Annotated in this window: 21 protein-coding genes; 11 read left to right on the forward strand and 10 right to left on the reverse strand. The window is 64.3% G+C overall.

The genetic code is table 11. From position 1 onward, the window contains the following. Positions 1–90 precede the first annotated feature (90 nt). Positions 91–2,541 carry a penicillin acylase family protein gene (locus V3H56_RS06075; protein ID WP_338474344.1) on the reverse strand — a complete coding sequence of 817 codons (2,451 nt, stop codon included), beginning with the start codon at positions 2,539–2,541 and terminating at the stop codon, positions 91–93. 235 nt (positions 2,542–2,776) lie between these two features. Between V3H56_RS06075 and V3H56_RS06080 the strand changes: the two genes are divergently transcribed. Continuing rightward, the gene (locus V3H56_RS06080; RefSeq protein WP_047736976.1) at positions 2,777–3,334 is read left to right on the forward strand and encodes a cysteine hydrolase family protein; all 558 of its coding nucleotides are present in this window, start codon (positions 2,777–2,779) and stop codon (positions 3,332–3,334) included. A 215-nt stretch (positions 3,335–3,549) separates the two neighbouring features. Here V3H56_RS06080 and V3H56_RS06085 read toward each other — a convergent pair whose 3' ends face one another. The 4 genes from V3H56_RS06085 to V3H56_RS06100 form a co-directional block, all read right to left on the reverse strand. Next, positions 3,550–3,753 carry an SEC-C metal-binding domain-containing protein gene (locus tag V3H56_RS06085; RefSeq protein WP_003198420.1) on the reverse strand — a complete coding sequence of 68 codons (204 nt, stop codon included), beginning with the start codon at positions 3,751–3,753 and terminating at the stop codon, positions 3,550–3,552. A gap of 5 nt (positions 3,754–3,758) precedes the next feature. Further along, positions 3,759–4,244, reverse strand: a complete 486-nt coding sequence (locus V3H56_RS06090) for an LEA type 2 family protein (protein ID WP_042732785.1) — start codon at positions 4,242–4,244, stop codon at positions 3,759–3,761. Between the two features lie 67 nt (positions 4,245–4,311). Then, positions 4,312–4,794, reverse strand: coding sequence for a YchJ family protein (locus V3H56_RS06095; RefSeq protein ID WP_042732787.1), 483 nt, complete (start codon positions 4,792–4,794; stop codon positions 4,312–4,314). Between the two features lie 8 nt (positions 4,795–4,802). Next, positions 4,803–5,300 (reverse strand): DUF6231 family protein, encoded by a 498-nt coding sequence (locus V3H56_RS06100; RefSeq protein ID WP_042732784.1) that lies wholly within the window; start codon positions 5,298–5,300, stop codon positions 4,803–4,805. 192 nt (positions 5,301–5,492) lie between these two features. Between V3H56_RS06100 and V3H56_RS06105 the strand changes: the two genes are divergently transcribed. The 4 genes from V3H56_RS06105 to V3H56_RS06120 all read left to right on the forward strand — a co-directional run bounded on the left by V3H56_RS06105 (position 5,493) and on the right by V3H56_RS06120 (position 8,186). After that, entirely contained in the window at positions 5,493–6,188 is a 696-nt protein-coding gene (locus V3H56_RS06105) for an OmpA family protein (RefSeq protein WP_047736974.1), read from the forward strand. Positions 6,189–6,278: 90 nt separating this feature from the next. Continuing rightward, positions 6,279–7,004 (forward strand): OmpA family protein, encoded by a 726-nt coding sequence (locus tag V3H56_RS06110; RefSeq protein ID WP_338474345.1) that lies wholly within the window; start codon positions 6,279–6,281, stop codon positions 7,002–7,004. A 158-nt stretch (positions 7,005–7,162) separates the two neighbouring features. Further along, entirely contained in the window at positions 7,163–7,435 is a 273-nt protein-coding gene (locus tag V3H56_RS06115) for a DUF1145 domain-containing protein (protein ID WP_338474346.1), read from the forward strand. Further along, a complete protein-coding gene (locus V3H56_RS06120) occupies positions 7,428–8,186 on the forward strand; it encodes a collagen-like protein (RefSeq protein WP_338474347.1) in 759 nt (252 codons plus the stop codon). Before V3H56_RS06115 ends, V3H56_RS06120 begins: the two co-directional genes overlap by 8 nt. 68 nt (positions 8,187–8,254) lie before the next feature. On the opposite strand, the gene V3H56_RS06125 is transcribed toward V3H56_RS06120, so the two are convergent. Further along, on the reverse strand, positions 8,255–8,719 hold the full coding sequence (locus V3H56_RS06125; protein WP_042731891.1) for a DUF2269 family protein: 465 nt from the start codon (positions 8,717–8,719) through the stop codon (positions 8,255–8,257). A 99-nt stretch (positions 8,720–8,818) separates the two neighbouring features. On the opposite strand from V3H56_RS06125, the gene dinG reads away from it, so the two are divergent. The 4 genes from dinG (at position 8,819) to pdxH (ending at position 14,279) form a co-directional block, all read left to right on the forward strand. Further along, on the forward strand, positions 8,819–10,963 hold the full coding sequence (gene dinG / locus V3H56_RS06130) for an ATP-dependent DNA helicase DinG (RefSeq protein WP_042731890.1): 2,145 nt from the start codon (positions 8,819–8,821) through the stop codon (positions 10,961–10,963). Positions 10,964–11,230: 267 nt separating this feature from the next. Beyond that, positions 11,231–12,376 carry a serine hydrolase domain-containing protein gene (locus V3H56_RS06135; RefSeq protein WP_053147513.1) on the forward strand — a complete coding sequence of 382 codons (1,146 nt, stop codon included), beginning with the start codon at positions 11,231–11,233 and terminating at the stop codon, positions 12,374–12,376. Positions 12,377–12,494: 118 nt separating this feature from the next. Beyond that, positions 12,495–13,607, forward strand: a complete 1,113-nt coding sequence (locus V3H56_RS06140; protein ID WP_338474348.1) for an OmpA family protein — start codon at positions 12,495–12,497, stop codon at positions 13,605–13,607. A gap of 24 nt (positions 13,608–13,631) precedes the next feature. Further along, on the forward strand, positions 13,632–14,279 hold the full coding sequence (gene pdxH, locus V3H56_RS06145; RefSeq protein ID WP_042731887.1) for a pyridoxamine 5'-phosphate oxidase: 648 nt from the start codon (positions 13,632–13,634) through the stop codon (positions 14,277–14,279). Here the strand turns inward: pdxH and V3H56_RS06150 are convergent. After that, on the reverse strand, positions 14,227–14,511 hold the full coding sequence (locus tag V3H56_RS06150; protein WP_042731886.1) for a hypothetical protein: 285 nt from the start codon (positions 14,509–14,511) through the stop codon (positions 14,227–14,229). The two genes, pdxH and V3H56_RS06150, sit on opposite strands and share 53 nt — an antisense overlap. A gap of 169 nt (positions 14,512–14,680) precedes the next feature. Between V3H56_RS06150 and V3H56_RS06155 the strand changes: the two genes are divergently transcribed. Further along, positions 14,681–15,145, forward strand: coding sequence for a glycine zipper 2TM domain-containing protein (locus V3H56_RS06155; RefSeq protein ID WP_003184697.1), 465 nt, complete (start codon positions 14,681–14,683; stop codon positions 15,143–15,145). Positions 15,146–15,255: 110 nt separating this feature from the next. Here the strand turns inward: V3H56_RS06155 and nhaA are convergent, their stop codons facing one another. Then, positions 15,256–16,449 (reverse strand): Na+/H+ antiporter NhaA, encoded by a 1,194-nt coding sequence (nhaA, locus tag V3H56_RS06160; protein WP_042730104.1) that lies wholly within the window; start codon positions 16,447–16,449, stop codon positions 15,256–15,258. A 269-nt stretch (positions 16,450–16,718) separates the two neighbouring features. Between nhaA and V3H56_RS06165 the strand changes: the two genes are divergently transcribed. After that, entirely contained in the window at positions 16,719–17,813 is a 1,095-nt protein-coding gene (locus V3H56_RS06165; protein ID WP_338474349.1) for a PLP-dependent cysteine synthase family protein, read from the forward strand. A gap of 58 nt (positions 17,814–17,871) precedes the next feature. Here the strand turns inward: V3H56_RS06165 and V3H56_RS06170 are convergent, their stop codons facing one another. Together V3H56_RS06170 and V3H56_RS06175 are read right to left on the reverse strand one after the other, a co-directional pair. Then, on the reverse strand, positions 17,872–19,485 hold the full coding sequence (locus V3H56_RS06170; protein WP_047736955.1) for an NAD(P)/FAD-dependent oxidoreductase: 1,614 nt from the start codon (positions 19,483–19,485) through the stop codon (positions 17,872–17,874). 87 nt (positions 19,486–19,572) lie between these two features. Further along, positions 19,573–20,247, reverse strand: a complete 675-nt coding sequence (locus V3H56_RS06175; protein ID WP_123579583.1) for a hypothetical protein — start codon at positions 20,245–20,247, stop codon at positions 19,573–19,575. Between the last annotated feature and the right edge of the window lie 36 nt (positions 20,248–20,283).

The raw sequence follows: 20,283 nt of genomic DNA on the forward strand, positions 1-20,283 counted from the left end.
CGCTTGGGCACGCAGTGCCCACAAAAATAATGGGGCCGCTGCGCAGCCCAGCGGGAGCAAGCTCCCTCGCCACAGTGAGGTGCAGTGCCGCTATTTGCCCGGCACCAAGGTCAACCGCGTCTTGCCGTACGCCCGGTCGAAGTTCTGCGGTTGCAGCGGCAGGTTCTGGTACTGGCCCTTGATCCACGGGTCGATGCCATTGAGGTAGTTTGGGCTCGCCGGGTTGCCGGATTGACCGGCGCCGTCCTGCACCATCAACGGTTCAGGCTGGCCGAAGTCCACGATCAGCCGCATGGCTGGGGCCACGGCGATGTTGAAGTCCTGTCCCCAGGCGAACGCCGCGGTGTTGAGCGTGGTGGCATCGCCGCCTGCCGCTACCGGGCCACGCACGACCTGGCCGCTGCTGCTTTTCCAGGCGTAGCTGTGCAGCTTGCCCCACTGCCAGGCCTGGTGAGCACCGCCCAGTTGGCTGTCACCGGCGCTGATGGCCGCCGCCAGGCTGCGGGCGAGGATGAGCGCCTTGTCTTCTTTCTGCGGTGTGCGCACGTCGTCCCAGAACGGACTGTCCTCGCGCCCCAGCAGATGATCGGCCTGGGCGGCGTAGGACAGTTGGCCGCTGGCAATCAGCGCTTTCCACGCCGGGCTGCTGTCCGGGCCCAGTTCGTCGAGGAAGATCTGCTTCATGCTTTCCTGCAGGAACAGCTCATAGATCGCAGCGTCAGCGGACGTCGGGCTGAGGCGGCCATCGAACGCCATCAGGCGGGTGTAGGCTTCGCGGGCCTTGGCCCGGTCGGCCACCGGCAGGGCGTCGATCGCCTGCTTGAGCGGCAGGGCCATGCCGGGGGCTTCGAAGACTTTCTTGAGCTTGGCCGCAAACGGGGTGGTCTGGTCATACTGCATGGCGCTCAGGCTACGGGCGTCGTGCTTGCCCGCGCCGGCCAGCTCGGCCAGGCGCTCGCCACGCTCCGGCGCGGCCCAGGAGTTGGACAACTGCATGCCGTAGCCATGGGGGATGACCCGCTGGTTGGCGGTGCCCAGCCAGCCTTGGGCCGGGTCCTGGTCGTAGGGGTGCAGCATCGGGTCGGCGTAACCGTCCCAGTCGTAGCGCCCGTCCCAGCCTGGCGACGGCAGCAGGCCTTCACCTTCGCGGCGGTTCGGATAACGCCCGGTGACTTGCCAGCCGATATGGCTGGCGTCGGCGAAGACCAGGTTCGCGGCCATGGCCCGGATTTCCCGGCTGGCATCGGAGGCTTTCTCGGCGCTCTGCGCCCGGGACAGGTCGAAGAACGCGTCCAGGGTCTTGTCGTCGGTGAAGCTCGGCGTCTGCAAGGCCAGGCCGAAGCCATTGGCCAGGGCCGGGCCCTGGGCGCTGTTGAGCAGCGGGCCATGCCGGGTCTCGTAGACGGCTTCACGAATCGATCGCTGGCCTTTGATGAAGTAGGTTTCGTTGCGCACGGTCGCCGGCTGCCATTTGCCGTTGACCTCGTAGGACAGACCATTGCCCTGGCGTCGGATTTTTTCCAGGAACAAATCCTGGTTATCCCCCTGCACGCTGCTCATGCTCCAGGCCACCTTGCCGTTGAAACCGGCCAGGATCATCGGAATGCCCGCCACCGACAGCCCGGCTGCCTGGTACTTGGGCGCGCGGATCTGTACCGGGCTCCACAGCGCCGGCACGCCCAACGGCCCATGGCTGTCGCTGGCCAGCAGGCTCTTGCCGCTGCGGCTGCGTTGCGGGGCGATGGCCCAGTTGCTCGACGACGCAGCGCCCAGCAGGTTCATCGCGGCCAACTGGCTGCTGGCCTTGCTGATCTCGCCGAGGCCGGGCACCTGGCCATTGAGGCGGATGCCCTGGAGTTTGTCGGCCTCGGCCAGGGGCAGCGGCTCGTCCGGGTAGGACGGGCTCAGCCAGGCGAGCTTGTCGTGGCTGACCGTCTGGGCCAGCACCAGGCTGGCGATCTCTTCCGGCAGGTTGGCCGACTGGCTGAAGTTCAACAGGCAGAACATCAACGCCGAATCTTCCGGCTTCCAGTATTCGGGTTTGTAGCCGGTGGCCGCCAGGTCCGCCGGCAACTTGTCGCGGTAGCGGAACAGGTAGGCGTTGACGCCCCGGGCATAGACTTCGAAGAAGCGCTTGAGCCGCGGCGACGAGGCCTTGTACAGCTCATCGGCGTTTTTCTTCAGGTTGACGGCGCGCATGTAGCGGTCGACGTCCAGCCGCTCGGCACCGGACATCTCCGCCAGGCGCCCCTGGGCCAGCAGGCGCAGGGTCACCATCTGGCCGATGCGGTCGCTGGCGTGGACGTAGCCGAGGGAGAACAGCGCGTCGTGGAAGCTGTTGCTCTCGATCAGCGGCATGCCCATGGCATTGCGCCGAATCGAAACATTCTGTGCCAGCCCCTTGAGCGGCTGCACCCCGGAGGTGGGCGGGACAGTGTCCTGGGTGTTCCAGGACTGGCATCCGCTCAAACCGAGCACACTGGCCACTGCGGCGGCAACGCCGAGCCGGGGGATGAAGGAAATAGAGGCTGGCGAGGCCATGGCAAAGCTCCTGCGGGAGGGGGTGTCGTCAATAAAGGCGCTACGTTAGTGAGCAGGAGGGGGCCGCGCAAGCGGGGGCGAGGGTTATTTGTTGATTTGGCGATGAAAGCCCCTGCGCGGATGGAACCTTGGTGATTTCAGGGCTGGAGCGGATTGATCTTGTCTGGCGTTGCAGGTAGGAAGGGAGGACGCGCAAGGTGGGAAAGCCCAAATGACCGAGCCAGGGAGACATGGCATGGAACTACGCAACAACGCAGCCTTGATCCTCATCGATCAACAAAAAGGCATCCTCCATCCCAGGCTCGGGCCTCGCAACAACCCCGAGGCTGAGTTGCGCATGCTGGAACTGCTGGGGTTCTGGCGAGCGTCGGCGCGGCCGGTGGTGCACGTTCATCATCTGTCCCGTTCGCCGGACTCGGTGTTCTGGCCGGGGCAATCGGGCGTGGAGGTGCAGCAGCGCTTCGAGCCATTGGCGGGGGAGTGGGTGATCCACAAGGATGTGCCGGACGCTTTCTGCGCCACTCACCTGGAGGCGGATCTGCGTCGGGCGGGTGTCGAGCAACTGGTCATCGTGGGGGTGGCGACGAACAATTCGGTGGAGTCCACGGCGCGCACGGCCGGCAATCTGGGGTTCGACACCTGGGTGGCCGAAGACGCCTGCTTCACTTTCGACAAGCCCGATTATTTCGGCAACCCGCGCTCGGCCGGCGAGGTGCATGGCATGTCCCTGGGCAACCTGCATGGCGAGTATGCGACGGTGGTCAGTGTGCAGCGGATTCTGGACGCAGGCTGACCAAGGGAGGTTGGATGTGCCGGCCTCATCGCGAGCAAGCTCGCTCCCACACTGATTCTGCGGCGATCACCGGATATCGTTTCACTGCAAGATCCTGTGGGAGCGAGCTTGCTCGCGAAGAGGGCAGGCCAGGTCAAACAATGCTGGCTGACCTAGCGCTATCGCGAGCAGGCTCGCACACAGGGTTCGGGCGAAGAAGTTCTTCGCCCGAACCCTCAAGCCCCGTGGCACTTCTTGAACTTCTTGCCATTGCCGCACGGGCACGGGTCGTTGCGACCGACGTCCTTCAGGGCGTTGCGCACCGGCTCCTGGTGAGCGTGGCCGCAGTTCGGGCCGTGGACGTGGCCGTGGTCATGATCGTGATGATGGTCGTGATCGTGGTTGCAATCAGGGCCGTGGACATGGGGTTGCTGGGTCATCGGGGTTACTCCGCAATTAAATCGGCGGCGATTATCACGCCATTGCGTTCCAGGTGCACGTAGTGGGCGATGAATAAGCCGGTTTCCAGCTCGCCCTCCAGCCGGTAGGGGATCTGCTCCCGGGGTTTTTGAAGCAGTTTCACCACGTCTCGTACCTGGGGCCACAGATTGGTGCGGATCGGCACCTTGAAGTAGGCACTGTGCCTGGGTGCTACGGTGAACCAGTGCTCATGCTCGCCTTCGGTCAGCAACAGGTCGCCCAAGTGGATGCGATACGTCAGGCCGCGCACGGTCAGGTCGCTGTCGCCGGGGTTGTCGACGCGAAAGTGCAAAGTGAACTTCTGCTCCAGCAGCCGCGCCCGCACCACCTCGACCTTGGCCAGGTGCACCTGGGGTTCGGGCGCCTGTTCACCTCGCCAGGACGCACAGCCGCCGAGCCCGATGAACAACAACAGGCAAGTGATGCGTAGCAGGTGCGTTGTCTGGGTCATGTCCGCGCCTCTGGTTTATTCCAGTCTAGCCCGCTGGCGAGAGGGGGCATGTCGGACGCTCGTGAAATCAGCGGCCGAAGTAGCCCGCACAGCACTTCTTGAACTTATGCCCACTGCCACACGGACAGCTGTCGTTGCGGCCGGCCTTGACCGGCACGGAGGGATCGATGAAGTACCAGCGCCCATCGTTCTGCACGAACGAGGATTGTTCCCGGTGGCTGTGCTCGCCCTGGCCATCGTGCCAGCGCGCGGTGAAGGTGACAAAGGCGTGTTCCGGCTGCCCGCCGAACACTTCGCTGCTTTCCACCTCCAGACCCAGCCAGGTGCTGTTGGCGCTCCAGTCGCTGATGGCCTGGCGGTCGAGACCGTCCTGCTGGGCGGGCAGGGTGGTGCTCACCAGATAGTCCACCAACCCCAGCACGTAGGCGCTGTAGCGCGAGCGCATCAGGGCTTGCGCACAAGGTGCCGGGTGGCCGTCGTGGTAGTGGCCGCAGCAGGCGTCCAGCAAGTTGCCGCTGCCGCAAGGGCAAATGGGTGTGTGTGGGCTCATGTTCACGGCTACCACCAGTATTTTCCAAAGTTTTCCGGGTTGGCCCAAAAGCGTGAGTTGAGCCAGTCGGGGACTTGCTTGTATTCAAGCAGATCGTAGGTGAACAGGGTCAGCACCTGTTCCTCGCGCTGGAATCGCTCATTGGCTTGCAGGGCCAGGGAAAAGAAGTCTGTCTCTTGCCAGCCGCAGGCGTTCAGGTCCGCGAGCACGGCGATACGGCTGGCGTTCAGGTTACGGATGCCACCCAACAGGTTCAGACCGTCGCGCTTGGGCAAATGCTCCAGGCAATCGAGCGCCAGGGCCAGGTCAAAACGCCGCGCCGCCACGTCCGCCGGCAAGGGGCCGGGGCCGGCGTGCACCACTTGCGTGGCGGGGTGCGCCTGCTGGAACGCCTCGAGCGCGGGGAAGCCGCTGGCGCCGATCAGCAGCAGTTTTTGCGGGGCATAACGCTCAAGCACGGCCGCCAAGGCTTGCTGGGGCGTGCGCGAAGAAATGGCAACGGTCATCGAAGTTCCTCTGTCAGGGGCACCACGATAGCCTGCCCGGACATCATGGCCTAGAGCGGTTTGCGCTTAACCGTGTCGAACGGTCGCAAACACGGGGCAAAAGTCGCGATTGCGTGAAGCTGGCGCAGATCCGAACTCGGGTCTTTACTCCCCTGAATCGGCGCCATGCCGATCCCTCAAGGAGAACACCCGATGAGCATAGTTCGGACAGCGTTACCCCTGGTTCTGCTAACCAGTGTGTTGACTGGTTGCGCAGGTTTGCAGAAAACCGACTGGCCGATCTGTGCGGCCACCGGTGGCGTCGTCGGCGCGGGGTTGGGCGCCATCGAAAGCAGTTCCTGGATCGGCCCAGGCGCACTGGTGGCCGGTACCGTGGCGGGCGCCTGGTGCTGGGCCCATGGCGACGGCGACGAAGATGGCGACGGCGTGCCGGACAGCCGCGACAAGTGCCCGGGCACGCCGAAGGGCGTGCAAGTCGACGCCGATGGCTGCCCGCCACCTGCACCGGCGCCGGTGGTCGAAGCCCCCGTGGTGGTCAAGGAAGAAACCATCGTGATCCGCGACGTGCACTTTGAATTCAACAAGGCCACGCTGACCCCGACCGACAAAGAGGTCCTGAGCACCGTTGCGACCCGGTTGAAGCAGGAAACGTCCACGACGCAACTGCGGGTCACCGGCCACACCGACAGCGTCGGCAGCGATGCGTATAACCAACGGTTGTCGGAGAAACGGGCCAATTCGGTGGTGCAATACCTGGTCGAGCAGGGCGTGCCGCGCGCCAGTTTCGTTTCGGTGTCCGGTGCCGGGGAAAGCCAACCGGTGGCCGACAACAAAACCGCCGACGGACGTGCGCTGAACCGCCGGACCGAAATCAGGATAAACCGCTGAAGCCCTTGCCATCCGCGGCTTGTAGAGTTGCCGATGGCAGTCTTTACTCCTGTGTGACCGGTATGGGCCGGTGACACAGGAGCCTTCACCATGAACGTTCTAATCAGGGCCGCCTTACCGGTACTGCTGGCCAGCAGTCTGTTGTCCGGTTGCGCCACCCACAGCGATGGCAGCGCCTCTCTCAATCAACGTACCTGGCCGATCTGCAGTTTGATCGGTGGCCTGGCTGGCGGTGGCCTGGGCGCCATCCAAAGCAGTGGCTGGGCCGCCGGCGGTGCCGCGCTGGGCCTGCTGGGCGGTGGGTTGATCTGTTACGCCCAGGATGGCGATGAAGACGGCGACGGCGTGTTCGACCGCCGTGACCGTTGCCCCGACACGCCGGCCAACACCCCGGTCGAACATCACGGGTGCCCGTTGCCGCAGTACCCGGCCAGCGCGCCTGTGGCCGAGCCCGAGGCACCGGCGACGGAGGTCATCACCCTCAACGATGCCGGCAAGGTGTTGTTCGATTTCGACAAGTCCGACCTCACGCCCGCCGCTCGAAGCCAGCTCGATGGGTTGATGGGCAAGCTGGGCCATGCCAACGTCGCCAGTATCCGCGTGGTCGGCCACACCGACAGCGTCGGGACCGAGGCCTATAACCAAGGGTTGTCCGAGCGCCGGGCCAGCAGCGTCGTGGAGTACCTGCTGACCCAGGGGGTGGCGCCGGACAAGCTCACCAGCGAAGGCAAGGGCGAAAGCGAACCGGTGGCCGACAACGAGACTGATGAAGGGCGGGCGCAGAACCGTCGGGTGGACCTGCACATCCAGCGTTGAGTGCGCTTCGCTTCAGTGGGCCCGGGGCCGCCGGCTCGCCATGGCGCGATCCGGCGGCCATCGAGCCGCGTTAAATTAAATTTGCCCCCGCCTCTGGCTTATCGCGCGCGCTAGCCGTTACTGTGCGCCCAAAGAATAATGTTCGTCGGGGAGGACGTATGAAGGTGTTCTGGGGGCTGGGCCGCTTGTTGACCCTGCTGTTCTGGCTGGTGGTGCTGGTCAACCTGATCATGCCGCTCGTCCATCCGCTGCATCTGCTGGTCAACCTCGCCGGTGGCGTGTTGCTGGTGCTCCATGTGCTCGAACTGCTGCTGTTCAGGGCCAGTTTTCGGGGCCGGCCTGCGCCGGGCCGTGATCGCCTTCGCGTGCTGCTGTTCGGCATCTTCCACCTGCAAACCCTCCCGACCGCGCCAGAGGCTTCCCATGCGTAAATTGTGTCTGCTCGTCGCCCTTGTCAGCCCTTGGGCCTCGGCCCAGGTGCTCCAGGTAGAAAGCCATTCGCTGATGCGTTTGCCCAATACCACCAGCACCTTGACCCTGGAGCGGCTGGACGTGGCCGACTACGGCACGTTGCTGGTGCCATCCAATGTCACCGAGTTGTCCGTTGGCCAACTGCACCTGGGACGCGAAGCCCGGATCGCCATCGTGCCCGCGCAACAGGCATTGGACATGAAGGTGGTCCAGGCAGAGTTGGCCGAGGGCAGCCAGATCACCTCCCGCGGCGCCCCGGGCACCTACACGAAGGCGGCACGGCCGGGACGTGATCTGAATCTGCGTTTCAATGCCTTGACGGCGTCGCAGTTGTCCGTGGATGCCCGTGGGGGTGCCGGTGCGCCGGGTTACGTAGGCCTGGACGGTGCGAACGGCCAGGCGCCGGGTTGTACGTGGGGCGCGGCGGGGCGTGGCGCCGACGGCAGCAATGGCAGCGACGGCCTGCCGGGTGCGGCCGGTGCACGGGTACGCCTCGAATTGCCGAGCGCCTACCCGGCCGAGCAGATCAAGGTGACCGTGGACGGCGGTGCCGGTGGCGCTCCCGGCCCGGGTGGCAAGCCCGGCCACGGCGGCAAGGCCAAGGGTTGCCTGGTCTATACCGCCGACGGTGGCAAGAGCGGCCGTCCCGGCGCCGAGGGCCAGCCTGGGCCTGCGGGAGCGGCCGGCGTGGTGACGGTGCAGCGCTTCTAAGCACGCTACGGATCAAATGTGGGAGCGGGCTTGCTGCCACAGGATTTCGTATCCCGGCAGGGATCGCGTTAAAACATCGGTCGCGCCGCGCCGATCGCCACCACCAGCAAACCGATCAGCAGGTTGATGCCCACCAGCCTGCGAATCTTCCCCAGGGCCGCTGCGCCCGTCGGCCAGTCCTGCGCGGCCACGGCGTTGCGCAGCGGTGGCAACTGCAGGGCCTGGATGCGGATGAACAGTGCCGTCATCACCACGTACAAGCCCATCATCACCTGCACATAGCGCGGCGCGGTTTCAAAACCGGCGAAGCGCAGGTGGATCAGGCCTACACCGCTTATCGGCAAAAGTAGCACCGCGACCCAGACCCAAATGAAAAAACGCTGAAACACTTCTACCCACAACGTCAGCCTGGCAGGGCCCTCAAGTGCCGTCATTGCGGCGGGTCGCAGGATCATCCAGGCGAAGAACATGCCGCCGACCCAGACCAGGGCCGCCAGTAAATGCAGGGTGTAGACGAGGGCAAAGGGTGTCATCGGGTTACTCCGTTCTGCGCAGGATTCATTAGCGGGGTATGATAGCCGCCGATCCGAACCACTGAAAATTTATCCAGCGTTTTTTAGCGCCCGACATTCATGATCAGCACCGAACTCAAAACCACGATCCAGGGCGCCTATTCGCGTTTTCTCGAAGCCAAGAGCCTGAAGCCGCGCTATGGCCAGCGCCTGATGATCGCCGAAGTGGCGAAAGTCCTCGGCGATATCGACACCGACGATGAAGGCCGGCGCAGTGGCGAGCCCGCCGTCGTGGCGGTGGAGGCCGGCACCGGTACCGGCAAGACCGTGGCCTACAGCCTGGCGGCGATTCCCAGTGCCAAGGCCGCCGGCAAGCGCCTGGTGATCGCCACGGCCACCGTCGCCCTGCAGGAGCAGATCGTCTACAAGGACCTGCCCGACCTGATGCGCAACAGCGGGCTGAACTTTACCTTCGCCCTGGCCAAGGGCCGTGGGCGCTACATGTGCCTGTCCAAGCTCGACATGTTGCTCCAGGAAGGCCAGGCGCAGACCGCCACGGCCCAGCTGTTCGAAGAAGAAGGCTTCAAGATCGAAGTCGATGAGGCCAGCCAGAAGCTGTTCACCAGCATGATCGAGAAGCTCGCCGGCAATAAGTGGGACGGCGACCGTGACAGCTGGTCCACCGCGCTGGAAGACGCCGACTGGGCCCGCCTGACCACCGATCACAGCCAGTGCACCAACCGTCATTGCCCCAACTTCGGCCAGTGCGCCTTCTACAAGGCCCGCGAAGGCATGGGCAAGGTCGATGTGATCGTCACCAACCACGACATGGTCCTGGCCGATCTGGCCCTGGGCGGCGGCGCGGTATTGCCGGACCCGCGAGACACCGTCTACGTGTTCGACGAGGGCCATCACCTGCCGGACAAGGCCATCGGTCATTTCGCCCATTACACCCGGCTGCGCTCCACCGCCGACTGGTTGGAAACCACCGCCAAGAACCTCACCAAGCTGTTGGCCCAGCATCCATTGCCGGGCGACCTGGGCAAGCTGATCGAGCAAGTGCCCGAGCTGGCGCGGGAGATCAAGACGAACCAGCAGTTCATGTTCACCGCTTGCGAGCAGGTGGCCGATTTCAAGCCGGGCGAAGACGTCGAGGGCCGTGAGCGACCGCGCCATCGGTTTGTGGGTGGGGTGATCCCCGAGCACATGCGCGAAATGGGCATCGAGCTCAAGAAAGGCTTCGCGCGCCTGACCGACCTGTTCACCCGCCTGACCGACCTGCTCAAGGAAGGCATGGATGGCGAAGTGAACATCGGCATCGCCAGCAACCAGGCCGAGGAGTGGTACCCGCTGTTCGGCAGCCTGTTGTCGCGTTCCCAGGGCAACTGGGAGCTGTGGACGGCCTTCACCGTCGAAGACCCGGAAGACAACCCACCGATGGCCCGGTGGCTGACCCTGGCCGAAAGCGGCTCGCTGTTCGACATCGAGGTCAACGCCAGCCCGATCCTGGCGGCGGACATGCTGCGGCGCAACCTGTGGAACGTCGCCTATGGCGCGCTGGTGACGTCCGCCACGCTGACGGCGCTGGGCACGTTCGACCGCTTCCGCATGCGTGCCGGGTTGCCCAAGAAAGCCGTGACCGCCGTGGTCCCGAGTCCTTTCCATCATGCCGATGCCGGTGTATTGCGGGTGCCGGACCTCAACGCCGACCCGCGGGATGCCGCCGGCCATACCGCGGCGATCATCCGCGACCTGCCGGCACTGGTGGAAGGTTCGCGGGGCACCCTGGTGCTGTTTTCCTCGCGCAAGCAGATGCAGGACGTGTTCGACGGCCTTGACCGCGACTGGCGCAAGCAGGTGTTCATCCAGGGCAACCTGTCGAAACAGGAAACCCTGAACAAGCACAAGGCGCGGGTCGACGGTGGGGATAGCAGCGTGCTGTTCGGCCTCGCCAGCTTTGCCGAAGGCGTCGACTTGCCCGGCGCCTACTGCGAACACGTGGTGATCGCCAAGATCCCGTTCTCGGTGCCCGACGACCCGGTGGAAGCCGCGCTGGCGGAGTGGATCGAGGCGCGGGGCGGTAATCCGTTCATGGAGATCTCCGTGCCGGATGCGTCGCTGAAACTGGTCCAGGCCTGTGGTCGACTGCTGCGCACCGAGGAAGACCGCGGCACCATCACCTTGCTCGACCGCAGGCTGGTGACCCAGCGCTATGGCAAGGCGATCCTGAATGCGCTGCCACCGTTTCGGCGGGAGATTTCCTGACGCCCCGTCATTTTTATGGTCAGCGAGCCATCTGTGGCGAGGGGATTTATCCCCGTTGGGGCGCGAAGCGGCCCTGAAGCCAGGCGACTCGGAGTGCCAGGATAAACAGAATTGGCTGTTCGGGGGCTGCTTCGCAACCCAGCGGGGATAAATCCCCTCGCCACCAGGGCGGTGTCCAGCCAGCCGTCCTGTGGCGGTTCCCAAATGACCTAATGCCTGAAACAATGCCAGCCAATCTGAAAAGTCTTTGTTTCGAGGGAGTTGCGGGTGCAGATTCAAGGTCATTATGAACTTCAGTTCGAAGCCGTACGTGAGGCTTTCGCGGCGCTGTTCGACGACCCCCAGGAGCGCGGCGCCGCGTTGTGCATCCAGGTCGGCGGCCGGACGGTGATCGACCTGTGGGCCGGCACGGCGGACAAGGACGGTCATGAAGCCTGGCACAGCGACACCCTCGCCAATCTGTTCTCCTGCACCAAGACCTTCACCGCCGTCACGGCCCTGCAACTGGTGGCCGAAGGCAAGCTGCAGCTCGATGCCCCGGTAGCGCGCTACTGGCCGGAGTTTGCCGCCGCCGGCAAAGCCGCCATCACCCTGCGCCAGTTGCTCTGCCATCAGGCCGGGCTGCCCGCGCTGCGCGAACTGCTGCCACCTGAAGCGCTGTATGACTGGCAGGCCATGGTCGATGCGCTGGCCGCCGAAAGCCCCTGGTGGACGCCCGGCGAGGGCCATGGTTACGCCGCGATCACCTATGGCTGGTTGGTCGGCGAACTGTTGCGCAGGGCGGACGGTCGTGGTCCTGGGGAGTCCATCGTGGCCCGCGTGGCCAAGCCGTTGGGCCTGGATTTTCACGTGGGCCTGGCCGATGCCGAGTTCCATCGCGTGGCCCACATCGCCCGGGGCAAGGGCAACGTCGGCGACGCGGCGGCCCAGCGCCTGCTGCAAGTGACGATGCGCGAACCCACGGCCATGACCACGCGGGCCTTCACCAATCCGCCGTCGATCATGACCAGCACCAACAAGCCGCAATGGCGGCGCATGCAGCAACCCGCCGCCAACGGCCATGGCAATGCCCGCAGCGTGGCCGGTTTCTATGCCGGCCTGCTGGACGGCAGCCTGTTGGAAGGTGAAATGCTCGACGAACTGACTCGCCAGCACAGCTTCGGCGACGACAAGACATTGCTGACCCAGACCCGTTTCGGCCTGGGTTGCATGCTGGACCAGCCCGATGTACCGAACGCGACCTACGGCCTCGGCCCTCGGGCGTTCGGGCATCCGGGGGCAGGGGGCTCCATCGGTTTTGCCGATCCGGAACACGATGTCGCGTTTGGCTTCGTGACCAACACGCTGGGCCCGTACGTGCTGATGGACCCGCGCGCGCAGAACCTGGCGAGGGTCCTTGCCACTTGTCTGTAAACGCCATTGAAGGCAATGGGCATAGGAACCTCATGCCCTTTTCAGTTTCCAAGCGTCTGTTTATGTGGCCTGAACACGGCCTTTAATTTTTTCATTTACATCATTTTGTGGATATCCAATGTCATCGAATAAAACCCTCGCTCTGGCGCTGTGCTTCGCTATCACCGGTTGCGCACAAACTCCACAAAATGATGCCGAAGGCGGCGGTAGCTGGTGGTCCTTCGGTTCCTCCGACAAGGTCGCGGCCAAGGACCCTGCACCCGCTGCACCGGCAGCGCCCCTGAAACCCGCTGCCGTCGCGCCGCAGGCCAAGGCCGAGAGCGCCACGCACTGGTGGTGGCCGTTCTCCTCCGATGACAGCGCCGACGTGGCCAGTAAAGAGCCCGTGAAGCCCGAAGCCAAGGCGCCGGCCACGGTGGCCAAGGCCGAAGCCGAGAGCAATGGCAAGTGGTGGTGGCCGTTCGGCGGCAAGGAACAGGAAACCACCAAGGCCGTGCCGATGCCTGATCCGAAGGTGACCCAAGCCTGGCTCGACGACTACGAGCCGAAGCTGCGCACGGCGATCCAGGACAGCAAGCTCGAACTTGAGCGTCGTGACAACGTGCTGGTGGTCACCGCGCCGGTGGACAGTTCATTCAACCCGGATCGCCCGGCGATGCTGCTGCCCGTGACCCTTGGCCCGTTCACCCGGGTGGCGAAGATCCTCGAAGCCGACCCGAAGACTGCCGTGCTGGTCCTCGGCCACGCCGACACCTCGGGCGCCGCGCCGGCCAACCTGAAGCTCAGCCAGGAGCGTGCCCAGGCCGTGGCGGCGATTTTCCGTCTCAGTGGCTTGCAGCGTGATCGCCTGATGCTGCGTGGCATGGGGGCGGTATCGCCCCGTGCCGCCAACGACAGCGCTGAAGGCCGCGCCTTGAACCGTCGCGTGGAGCTGCTGGTGACCCCGCAGAACACCATGGTGGCGCTGCTGAGCAAGTACAACATGCCGGCCCCGGCGCCCGTGACGATGGTGGCCGCCCAGGACGCGAAGCCTGCCGCCCCGGCACCTGCCCCTGTGGCCAAGAAAGCCGCAGCGCCAGCGACCAAGAAAGCGCCTGCGAAAAAAGCCGCGGCCAAGGCTCCTGCCAAGAAAGCGCCAGCCAAGACCGCGACCCCAGCGAAGAAAACCCAACCGGCCAAAGCCGCCACGGACACCAAGAAAGTCGCGGCCGCCGATACGCCCAAGCAGTGATGGGCTCACCACAAGGAACGCGCCATGACCCAATCGCTGGCTGATATGCGCCGCGACTACACCCGTGATGGCTTGACCGAGGCCCTGGCCCCGGCCGAGCCGTTTGCACTGTTCCACCAATGGTTCGCCGAGGCGGTCAAGACCGAACAGGCGCCGGTGGAGGCCAACGCCATGACCCTGGCAACGGTGGATGCCGACGGCCGCCCCCATTGCCGCGTCCTGTTGCTCAAGGGGCTGGATGCCCAGGGCTTCACGTTCTTCACCAACTACGACAGTGCCAAGGGCCAGCAACTGGCGGCGAACCCGTTCGCGGCCATGACGTTTTTCTGGCCAGGCCTGGAGCGCCAGGTGCGCATCGAGGGCACGGTGGTGAAGGTCACAGCGCAGGAGTCTGACGCCTATTACCAGGTGCGCCCGTTGGGCAGCCGTCTCGGCGCGTGGGCGTCACCCCAGAGCCGGGTGATCGCCGGGCGCGGTGAGCTGGAAGATCTGCTCAAGGCCACCGAGCAGCGCTTCAGTGACAGCCAACCCCACTGCCCGGAGCATTGGGGCGGCTATCGCTTGCTGCCCGAGCGCATCGAATTCTGGCAGGGCCGCCCGAGCCGTTTGCACGATCGCCTCAACTACCGCCTGCAAGGGGCGAGCTGGACGCGCGAGCGTCTGGCGCCTTAGCATCGGGGTAGTCTGCCGCGGCGGTTTTAAGCCACTGCGGCAGGTCCCGGCGCTTGATTCCTTGCTCCCGCGCACGAGCCAGCTGTTGCAGCATGTAGGCTTTTTTCTGCTCATCCCCTGCTGCCAGCGACAACGCCAGGTCGCGGTCCACCCAGCGTTTGATCCGCACGTACAGCCACCAGTGGAAGTACAAACCGGCCACGGTGGTTGCGACGATGATGAAGTAATCCATGAAAAATCCCAGGTTGATGACGCAGGTTTTGGAAATAGACGCTACTGTTTGGTGAATTTTTCGGGCGCGCCTGTATCCCACCTGAATGAAAGCAATTTTATCCCGGCGAGGCCGTGACAGGCGTCAAGTTGGGGAGTTTAATGAATTCCTGTCTTTTGGAGCTGATGCTATGCGTAAGTCTGTTCTACTGGTTGCTTCCTTTTCTACGATGGCGATGTTGCTCACTGGCTGTCAGTCGAGCCTGACCGGTGACTCCTACTCCCGTGACGAGGCGCGTCGCGTGCAGACGATTCGCATGGGCACCATCGAATCCTTGCGTCCAGTCAAGATCGAAGGCACCAAGACCCCGATCGGCGGCGCGGCCGGTGCCGTGGTGGGTGGCGTGGGTGGCAGCGCCATCGGCGGCGGCCGTGGCAGCATCGTTGCTGCGGTCATCGGTGCCGTGGCGGGTGGGCTGATCGGCTCTGCCACCGAAGAAGGCCTGACCCGTACCCAGGGCGTGGAAATTACCGTTCGCGAGGACGACGGCAGCATGCGTGCCTATGTGCAGCAGGTTCAGGAGAACGAGGTGTTCCGTGTGGGTGAGCGGGTGCGTATTTCCACTGTCGATGGGACGAGTCGCGTATCGCACTGATGGGGTTGTTCTGATGGGGAAACGGCGCTTGGTCCTGGAGGGGAGAGCGCCGTTTTTCGTTGAGGGTGCCTGACACAGGCATTGCCCTGTGCCAGTAATCTCTGCCGGGGTTAGCCCAACCCCGGCGTGGAAGCGGGCTTCCGGCTGGCGGCGGCGGTGACTGCGTAGCCCAGTAACGCCGCCAGGATCGAGCCGGTGAGGATGCCCATGCGGTCCATACCGGCGTAGTCGCTGACGCCGGGCTCGAAGGCCAGGGAACCGACGAACAGGCTCATGGTGAAGCCGATGCCACACAGGATGGCCACGCCCAGCACCTGGCCCCAGTTGGCGCCGGCGGGCAGGTTGGCGATGCCGATCTTCACGGCCAGCCAGGTCAGGCCAAAGACGCCCACGGTCTTGCCCAGCAGCAGGCCGATGGCGATGCCCATCGGTACGTGGTGGGTGAAGCTTTCGAGCGTCACGCCGCTCAGGGACAGTCCGGCGTTGGCGAAAGCGAACAGCGGCAGGATGCCGTAGGCCACCCAGGGATGCAGGGCATGTTCCAGGGTCTGCAGGGGCGAGGTCTCGGCGTTTTTCGTGCGCAATGGGATGCAGAACGCCAGGGTGACCCCGGCCAGGGTGGCGTGGACACCGCTCTTGAGTACGCAGACCCAGAGAATCAGGCCCACGACCATGTACGGCCCGAGCTTGACCACACCCATCCGGTTCATCGCCACCAGCGCGGCGATGCAGGCGGCTGCCAGTATCAGGGACAAGGTGGACAGGGCGCCGGAATAGAAGATGGCGATGATGATAATGGCCCCGAGGTCGTCGATGATTGCCAGGGTCATCAGGAACAGCTTGAGCGACACCGGCACCCGCTTGCCCAGCAGTGCCAGGACCCCCAGGGCGAAGGCGATATCGGTGGCGGTTGGAATCGCCCAGCCGGCGAGGGCGGCCGGGTTATCGCGGTTGAGGAACCAGTAGATCAGCGCCGGGACCAGCATGCCGCCAATCGCCGCCGCGCCGGGCAGGACGATCTGCGAAGGGTTGGACAACTGGCCATCGAGGACCTCGCGTTTGACTTCCAGGCCGATCAGCAGGAAGAACAGGGCCATCAGGCCGTCGTTGATCCACAACAGCAGCGGCTTGGCGATCTTCAACGCGCCGACCTGGGCGACCACCGGGGTGTCCAGCAAGCCGTTGTACAGCCAGGACAGCGGTGAGTTGTTGATGACCAGCGCCAGTATGGCGGCGGCGATCAGCAGCAGGCCACTGGCGGCCTCCAGTTGGAAGAAGCGTGTCAGGGAATTACGTAGAGCCAAGATTTGCTCTCCATTCATCGAATCAAAAAGTCGCCACACCCTAACCCGTACTGTTAGTTGTTAAAACAAAAGTTATATTCTTTTTTGTTATATGTCGTTACAACGACCCTGTCACGCGGTTGGGCAGTTACGGGCCATATTGGACCTTAGCTGTACCTGTGCGCGATGTCGGTTTTTTCCTAAGCTGGCGACTGGTTTTTCCGAATCAATCCGTGCCTGCCTGACCGCGGGGGATATCCCCGTGTGAACCGATCCTGTGAGAAAACACCATGAACGACCATCGCCAGTGGGCGCGCGAAGCGATCCGCATCATCGAGGCTGATTTCCAGCGCAGCGCCGATACCCACCTGATTCCACTGCCGTTGCCGGGCCTGCCGGGCATCGAGCTGTATTTCAAGGATGAATCCAGCCATCCCACTGGCAGCCTCAAGCACCGGCTGGCGCGTTCGTTGTTTCTCTATGCGTTGTGTAACGGCTGGCTCAAGCCCGGCGCGCCGGTGATCGAGGCGTCCAGTGGCTCGACGGCGATTTCCGAGGCGTATTTCGCCAGGCTCCTGGGGCTGCCCTTTATCGCGGTGATGCCGGCGACCACCTCCAGGGAAAAAATCGCCCAGATCGCTTTCTACGGTGGCCAGAGCCATCTGGTGGAGGATCCTACGCAGATCTACGCCGAATCCGAACGCCTGGCCCGTGAGCACGACGGCCACTTCATTGACCAGTTCACTTATGCCGAACGCGCGACGGACTGGCGGGCCAACAACAACATTGCCGAATCGATCTTCCAGCAGATGCGCTTCGAGCATTACCCGGAGCCGAGCTGGCTGATCTCCAGCCCCGGCACAGGGGGCACCACGGCCACCCTGGGACGCTATGTGCGTTATCGCCAGCACCACACGCGCGTGCTGTGCGCCGATGCCGAGCGCTCGGTGTTCTTTGACCATTACCGCAGCGGCGACGCCAGCCTGCGCCTGGATTGCGGCTCGCGCATCGAGGGTATCGGCCGGCCACGGGTCGAGGCGTCGTTCCTGCCGAAAGTCATCGATGCGATGGTCAAGGTTCCGGATGCCCTGTCGCTGGCGGCCATGCACTACTTGGCCCAGCGCCTGGGGCGACGGGTCGGTGGTTCCAGCGGCACCAACCTGATCGGGGCGCTGATTGCCGCACGGCAGATGGTCGACGGGGGCGAGTCTGGGTCGATCGTGGCGATCTTGTGCGATGGCGGTGAGCGTTATGCGACCACTTATTACGACCCCGCCTGGCTCAAGGCCCAAGGCTATGAGCTGGACGGATTGATCGCGGTCGTTGCGGCGAGTGTGGAGCGGGGAGAAGCGCTGCCCGAGAGCGTGTTGCGGGCCAATATCTGAGCCACGCACCTCCTTTGTGGGAGCGAGCAAGCTCGCTCCCACAAAGGAGGGTTTTTCGTCAGGCTTGGAGGCCGAGCATGTCTCGCGCCACGGCCTCGGCAATCCGGATCCCGTCCACGCCCGCCGAGAGAATCCCGCCCGCGTAACCGGCGCCTTCACCTGCCGGGAACAGGCCTTTGACGTTCAAGCTCTGCAGCGATTCATCACGGGTGATGCGCAGCGGCGACGAGGTGCGGGTCTCGATCCCGGTCAGTACGGCATCGTGCAGCGAATATCCGCGAATCTGCTTCTCGAATGCCGGCAGGGCCTCACGGATGGCTTCGATGGCGAAGTCCGGCAGGGCCAGGGCCAGGTCGCCCAGGGAGACGCCGGGCTTGTAGGACGGTTCGACGCTGCCCAAGGCCGTCGACGGCTTGCCGGCGATGAAGTCGCCCACCAGTTGCGCCGGGGCTTCGTAGTTGCTGCCGCCGAGCACGAACGCGTGGGATTCCAGGCGCTCCTGCAACTCGATGCCCGCCAGCGGGCCACCGGGGTAATCCACTTCCGGGGTAATGCCGACGACGATGCCGGAGTTGGCATTGCGTTCGTTGCGTGAGTACTGGCTCATACCGTTGGTCACGACGCGATTCGGCTCGGAGGTCGCGGCCACCACGGTGCCGCCCGGGCACATGCAGAAACTGTAGACCGAGCGGCCATTCTTGGCGTGGTGCACCAGCTTGTAGTCAGCGGCACCGAGTTTCGGGTGCCCGGCGTACTTGCCCAGGCGCGCGTTGTCGATCAGCGATTGCGGGTGTTCGATACGGAAACCCACCGAAAACGGCTTGGCTTCCATGTACACGCCACGACCGTGGAGCATGCGGAAGGTGTCCCGCGCGCTGTGGCCCAAGGCCAGGATCACATGCCTGGAGTGGAGGCGTTCGCCGCTGGCCAGTTCGACGCCGACCAGTTGGCCGTCCTCGATGAGCACGTCGGTAACCCGCTGCTGGAAGCGCACTTCGCCGCCCAGGGCGCGAATTTCCTCACGCATGTTTTCCACTACGCCTGTCAGGCGGAACGTACCGATATGGGGCTTGCTGACGTAGAGGATTTCTTCCGGCGCACCGGCCTTGACGAACTCGTGCAAGACCTTGCGGCCGAGGAATTTCGGATCCTTGATCTGGCTGTAGAGCTTGCCATCGGAGAATGTCCCCGCGCCGCCTTCGCCGAATTGCACGTTGGATTCGGGGTTGAGCACGCTTTTGCGCCACAGGCCCCAGGTGTCCTTGGTGCGCTGGCGCACTTCCGGGCCGCGTTCGAGGATGATCGGCTTGAAGCCCATCTGCGCCAGCAGCAGGGCGGCGAAGATCCCGCAGGGACCGAAGCCGACCACGATCGGCCGTTCACTCAGTTCGCTCGGCGCCTGGCCCACTGCTTTGTAGCTGACGTCGGGCGCTTCGTTGATGTTGCGGTCATCGGCGAACTTGCGCAGCAGGCCGGCTTCGTCGCGCACCGTCAGGTCGATGGTGTAGATGAAGCACAGCTCGGAAGACTTCTTGCGTGCGTCGTAGCTGCGCTTGAACAAGGTGAAGTCGAGCAGTTCATCGCTGGCGATGCCCAGGCGCTGCAGGATGGCAGCGCGCAGGTCTTCTTCGGGATGGTCGAGCGGCAGCTTGAGTTCGGTGATTCGTAACATGGCGGGGTCCGGTTCGCGGGGCGCACAACTGCGCCAGGGCGTTCTTCAAACCGGCGATTATAAGCTGCAATCCCTCGCCGCAGTGAATCAGTCGTCGCGAGCGCCACCGAAATAGGCGCAGCCGCGCTGAACCTGGCCGTTGACCCGCACTTCGGCGCTCATGTGCTGGACACTGCCGGTGACGCTGTCGACGCAGCGCTGGGGCGCGACCCAGAGTTCGACCTTCTGGCCGTTGGCTTCGGTGCTGAGGTTGAAGCGGCCGTCCCCCAGTTGTTCCTCCAGGTAGGGCACCGCCAGGGCTGGCTGGCCTTCACGTTCGAGCACCAGGCCCTTGCCGTTGGCCTTCAGGTCCCATTGCGGACCATGCCCGGAGGCACGCAGGACCAGCCGCTTGAAATTGCCGTCGTCGCACGCGCTGCCCGAGCGTTCGAGGCGATACAACTGCTCCAGGTCCAACTGGCTGTCGGCCCCCGCCGTGGCGCTGGACACAATGCGACCTCGCACATCGGCAAACAGCTTGCCCTGGTTGTCGGCCAGGCTCGCGGCCTGTTGCAACACGCTGGTGCCGCCGCTGTCGTTGACGATATAGCGGCGCTGTTCCTGGCAGGGCTGGAACACCAGTTTGCCATCGGCGGCCGTCAGTTCGCCTTGCATGCGCGTTTGCCCGGCGTGGGAAACGCTTTGGCGTGGCGCGTCGAGCAACTGGCAGCCGGCGAACAGCGGCAGGAGGGCGATAAACAGCAGGGAGCGGGCGGCACGCATCATTGGGTCTCCAGACAGGTGCCGCCACGTTACTCA

This window comes from Pseudomonas sp. MS646 (genome assembly GCF_036693845.1).
Lineage (GTDB): Bacteria > Pseudomonadota > Gammaproteobacteria > Pseudomonadales > Pseudomonadaceae > Aquipseudomonas > Aquipseudomonas chlororaphis_E.

What these genes read in the sequence shown, in the direction of transcription:
- V3H56_RS06075 (WP_338474344.1), bottom strand. Translation starts at nt 2,541, where the DNA reads ATGGCCTCGCCAGCCTCTATTTCCTTCATCCCCCGGCTCGGCGTTGCC.
- V3H56_RS06080 (WP_047736976.1), top strand. Translation starts at nt 2,777, where the DNA reads ATGGAACTACGCAACAACGCAGCCTTGATCCTCATCGATCAACAAAAA.
- V3H56_RS06085 (WP_003198420.1), bottom strand. Translation starts at nt 3,753, where the DNA reads ATGACCCAGCAACCCCATGTCCACGGCCCTGATTGCAACCACGATCAC.
- V3H56_RS06090 (WP_042732785.1), bottom strand. Translation starts at nt 4,244, where the DNA reads ATGACCCAGACAACGCACCTGCTACGCATCACTTGCCTGTTGTTGTTC.
- V3H56_RS06095 (WP_042732787.1), bottom strand. Translation starts at nt 4,794, where the DNA reads ATGAGCCCACACACACCCATTTGCCCTTGCGGCAGCGGCAACTTGCTG.
- V3H56_RS06100 (WP_042732784.1), bottom strand. Translation starts at nt 5,300, where the DNA reads ATGACCGTTGCCATTTCTTCGCGCACGCCCCAGCAAGCCTTGGCGGCC.
- V3H56_RS06105 (WP_047736974.1), top strand. Translation starts at nt 5,493, where the DNA reads ATGAGCATAGTTCGGACAGCGTTACCCCTGGTTCTGCTAACCAGTGTG.
- V3H56_RS06110 (WP_338474345.1), top strand. Translation starts at nt 6,279, where the DNA reads ATGAACGTTCTAATCAGGGCCGCCTTACCGGTACTGCTGGCCAGCAGT.
- V3H56_RS06115 (WP_338474346.1), top strand. Translation starts at nt 7,163, where the DNA reads ATGAAGGTGTTCTGGGGGCTGGGCCGCTTGTTGACCCTGCTGTTCTGG.
- V3H56_RS06120 (WP_338474347.1), top strand. Translation starts at nt 7,428, where the DNA reads ATGCGTAAATTGTGTCTGCTCGTCGCCCTTGTCAGCCCTTGGGCCTCG.
- V3H56_RS06125 (WP_042731891.1), bottom strand. Translation starts at nt 8,719, where the DNA reads ATGACACCCTTTGCCCTCGTCTACACCCTGCATTTACTGGCGGCCCTG.
- dinG (WP_042731890.1), top strand. Translation starts at nt 8,819, where the DNA reads ATGATCAGCACCGAACTCAAAACCACGATCCAGGGCGCCTATTCGCGT.
- V3H56_RS06140 (WP_338474348.1), top strand. Translation starts at nt 12,495, where the DNA reads ATGTCATCGAATAAAACCCTCGCTCTGGCGCTGTGCTTCGCTATCACC.
- pdxH (WP_042731887.1), top strand. Translation starts at nt 13,632, where the DNA reads ATGACCCAATCGCTGGCTGATATGCGCCGCGACTACACCCGTGATGGC.
- V3H56_RS06150 (WP_042731886.1), bottom strand. Translation starts at nt 14,511, where the DNA reads ATGGATTACTTCATCATCGTCGCAACCACCGTGGCCGGTTTGTACTTC.
- V3H56_RS06155 (WP_003184697.1), top strand. Translation starts at nt 14,681, where the DNA reads ATGCGTAAGTCTGTTCTACTGGTTGCTTCCTTTTCTACGATGGCGATG.
- V3H56_RS06165 (WP_338474349.1), top strand. Translation starts at nt 16,719, where the DNA reads ATGAACGACCATCGCCAGTGGGCGCGCGAAGCGATCCGCATCATCGAG.
- V3H56_RS06170 (WP_047736955.1), bottom strand. Translation starts at nt 19,485, where the DNA reads ATGTTACGAATCACCGAACTCAAGCTGCCGCTCGACCATCCCGAAGAA.
- V3H56_RS06175 (WP_123579583.1), bottom strand. Translation starts at nt 20,247, where the DNA reads ATGCGTGCCGCCCGCTCCCTGCTGTTTATCGCCCTCCTGCCGCTGTTC.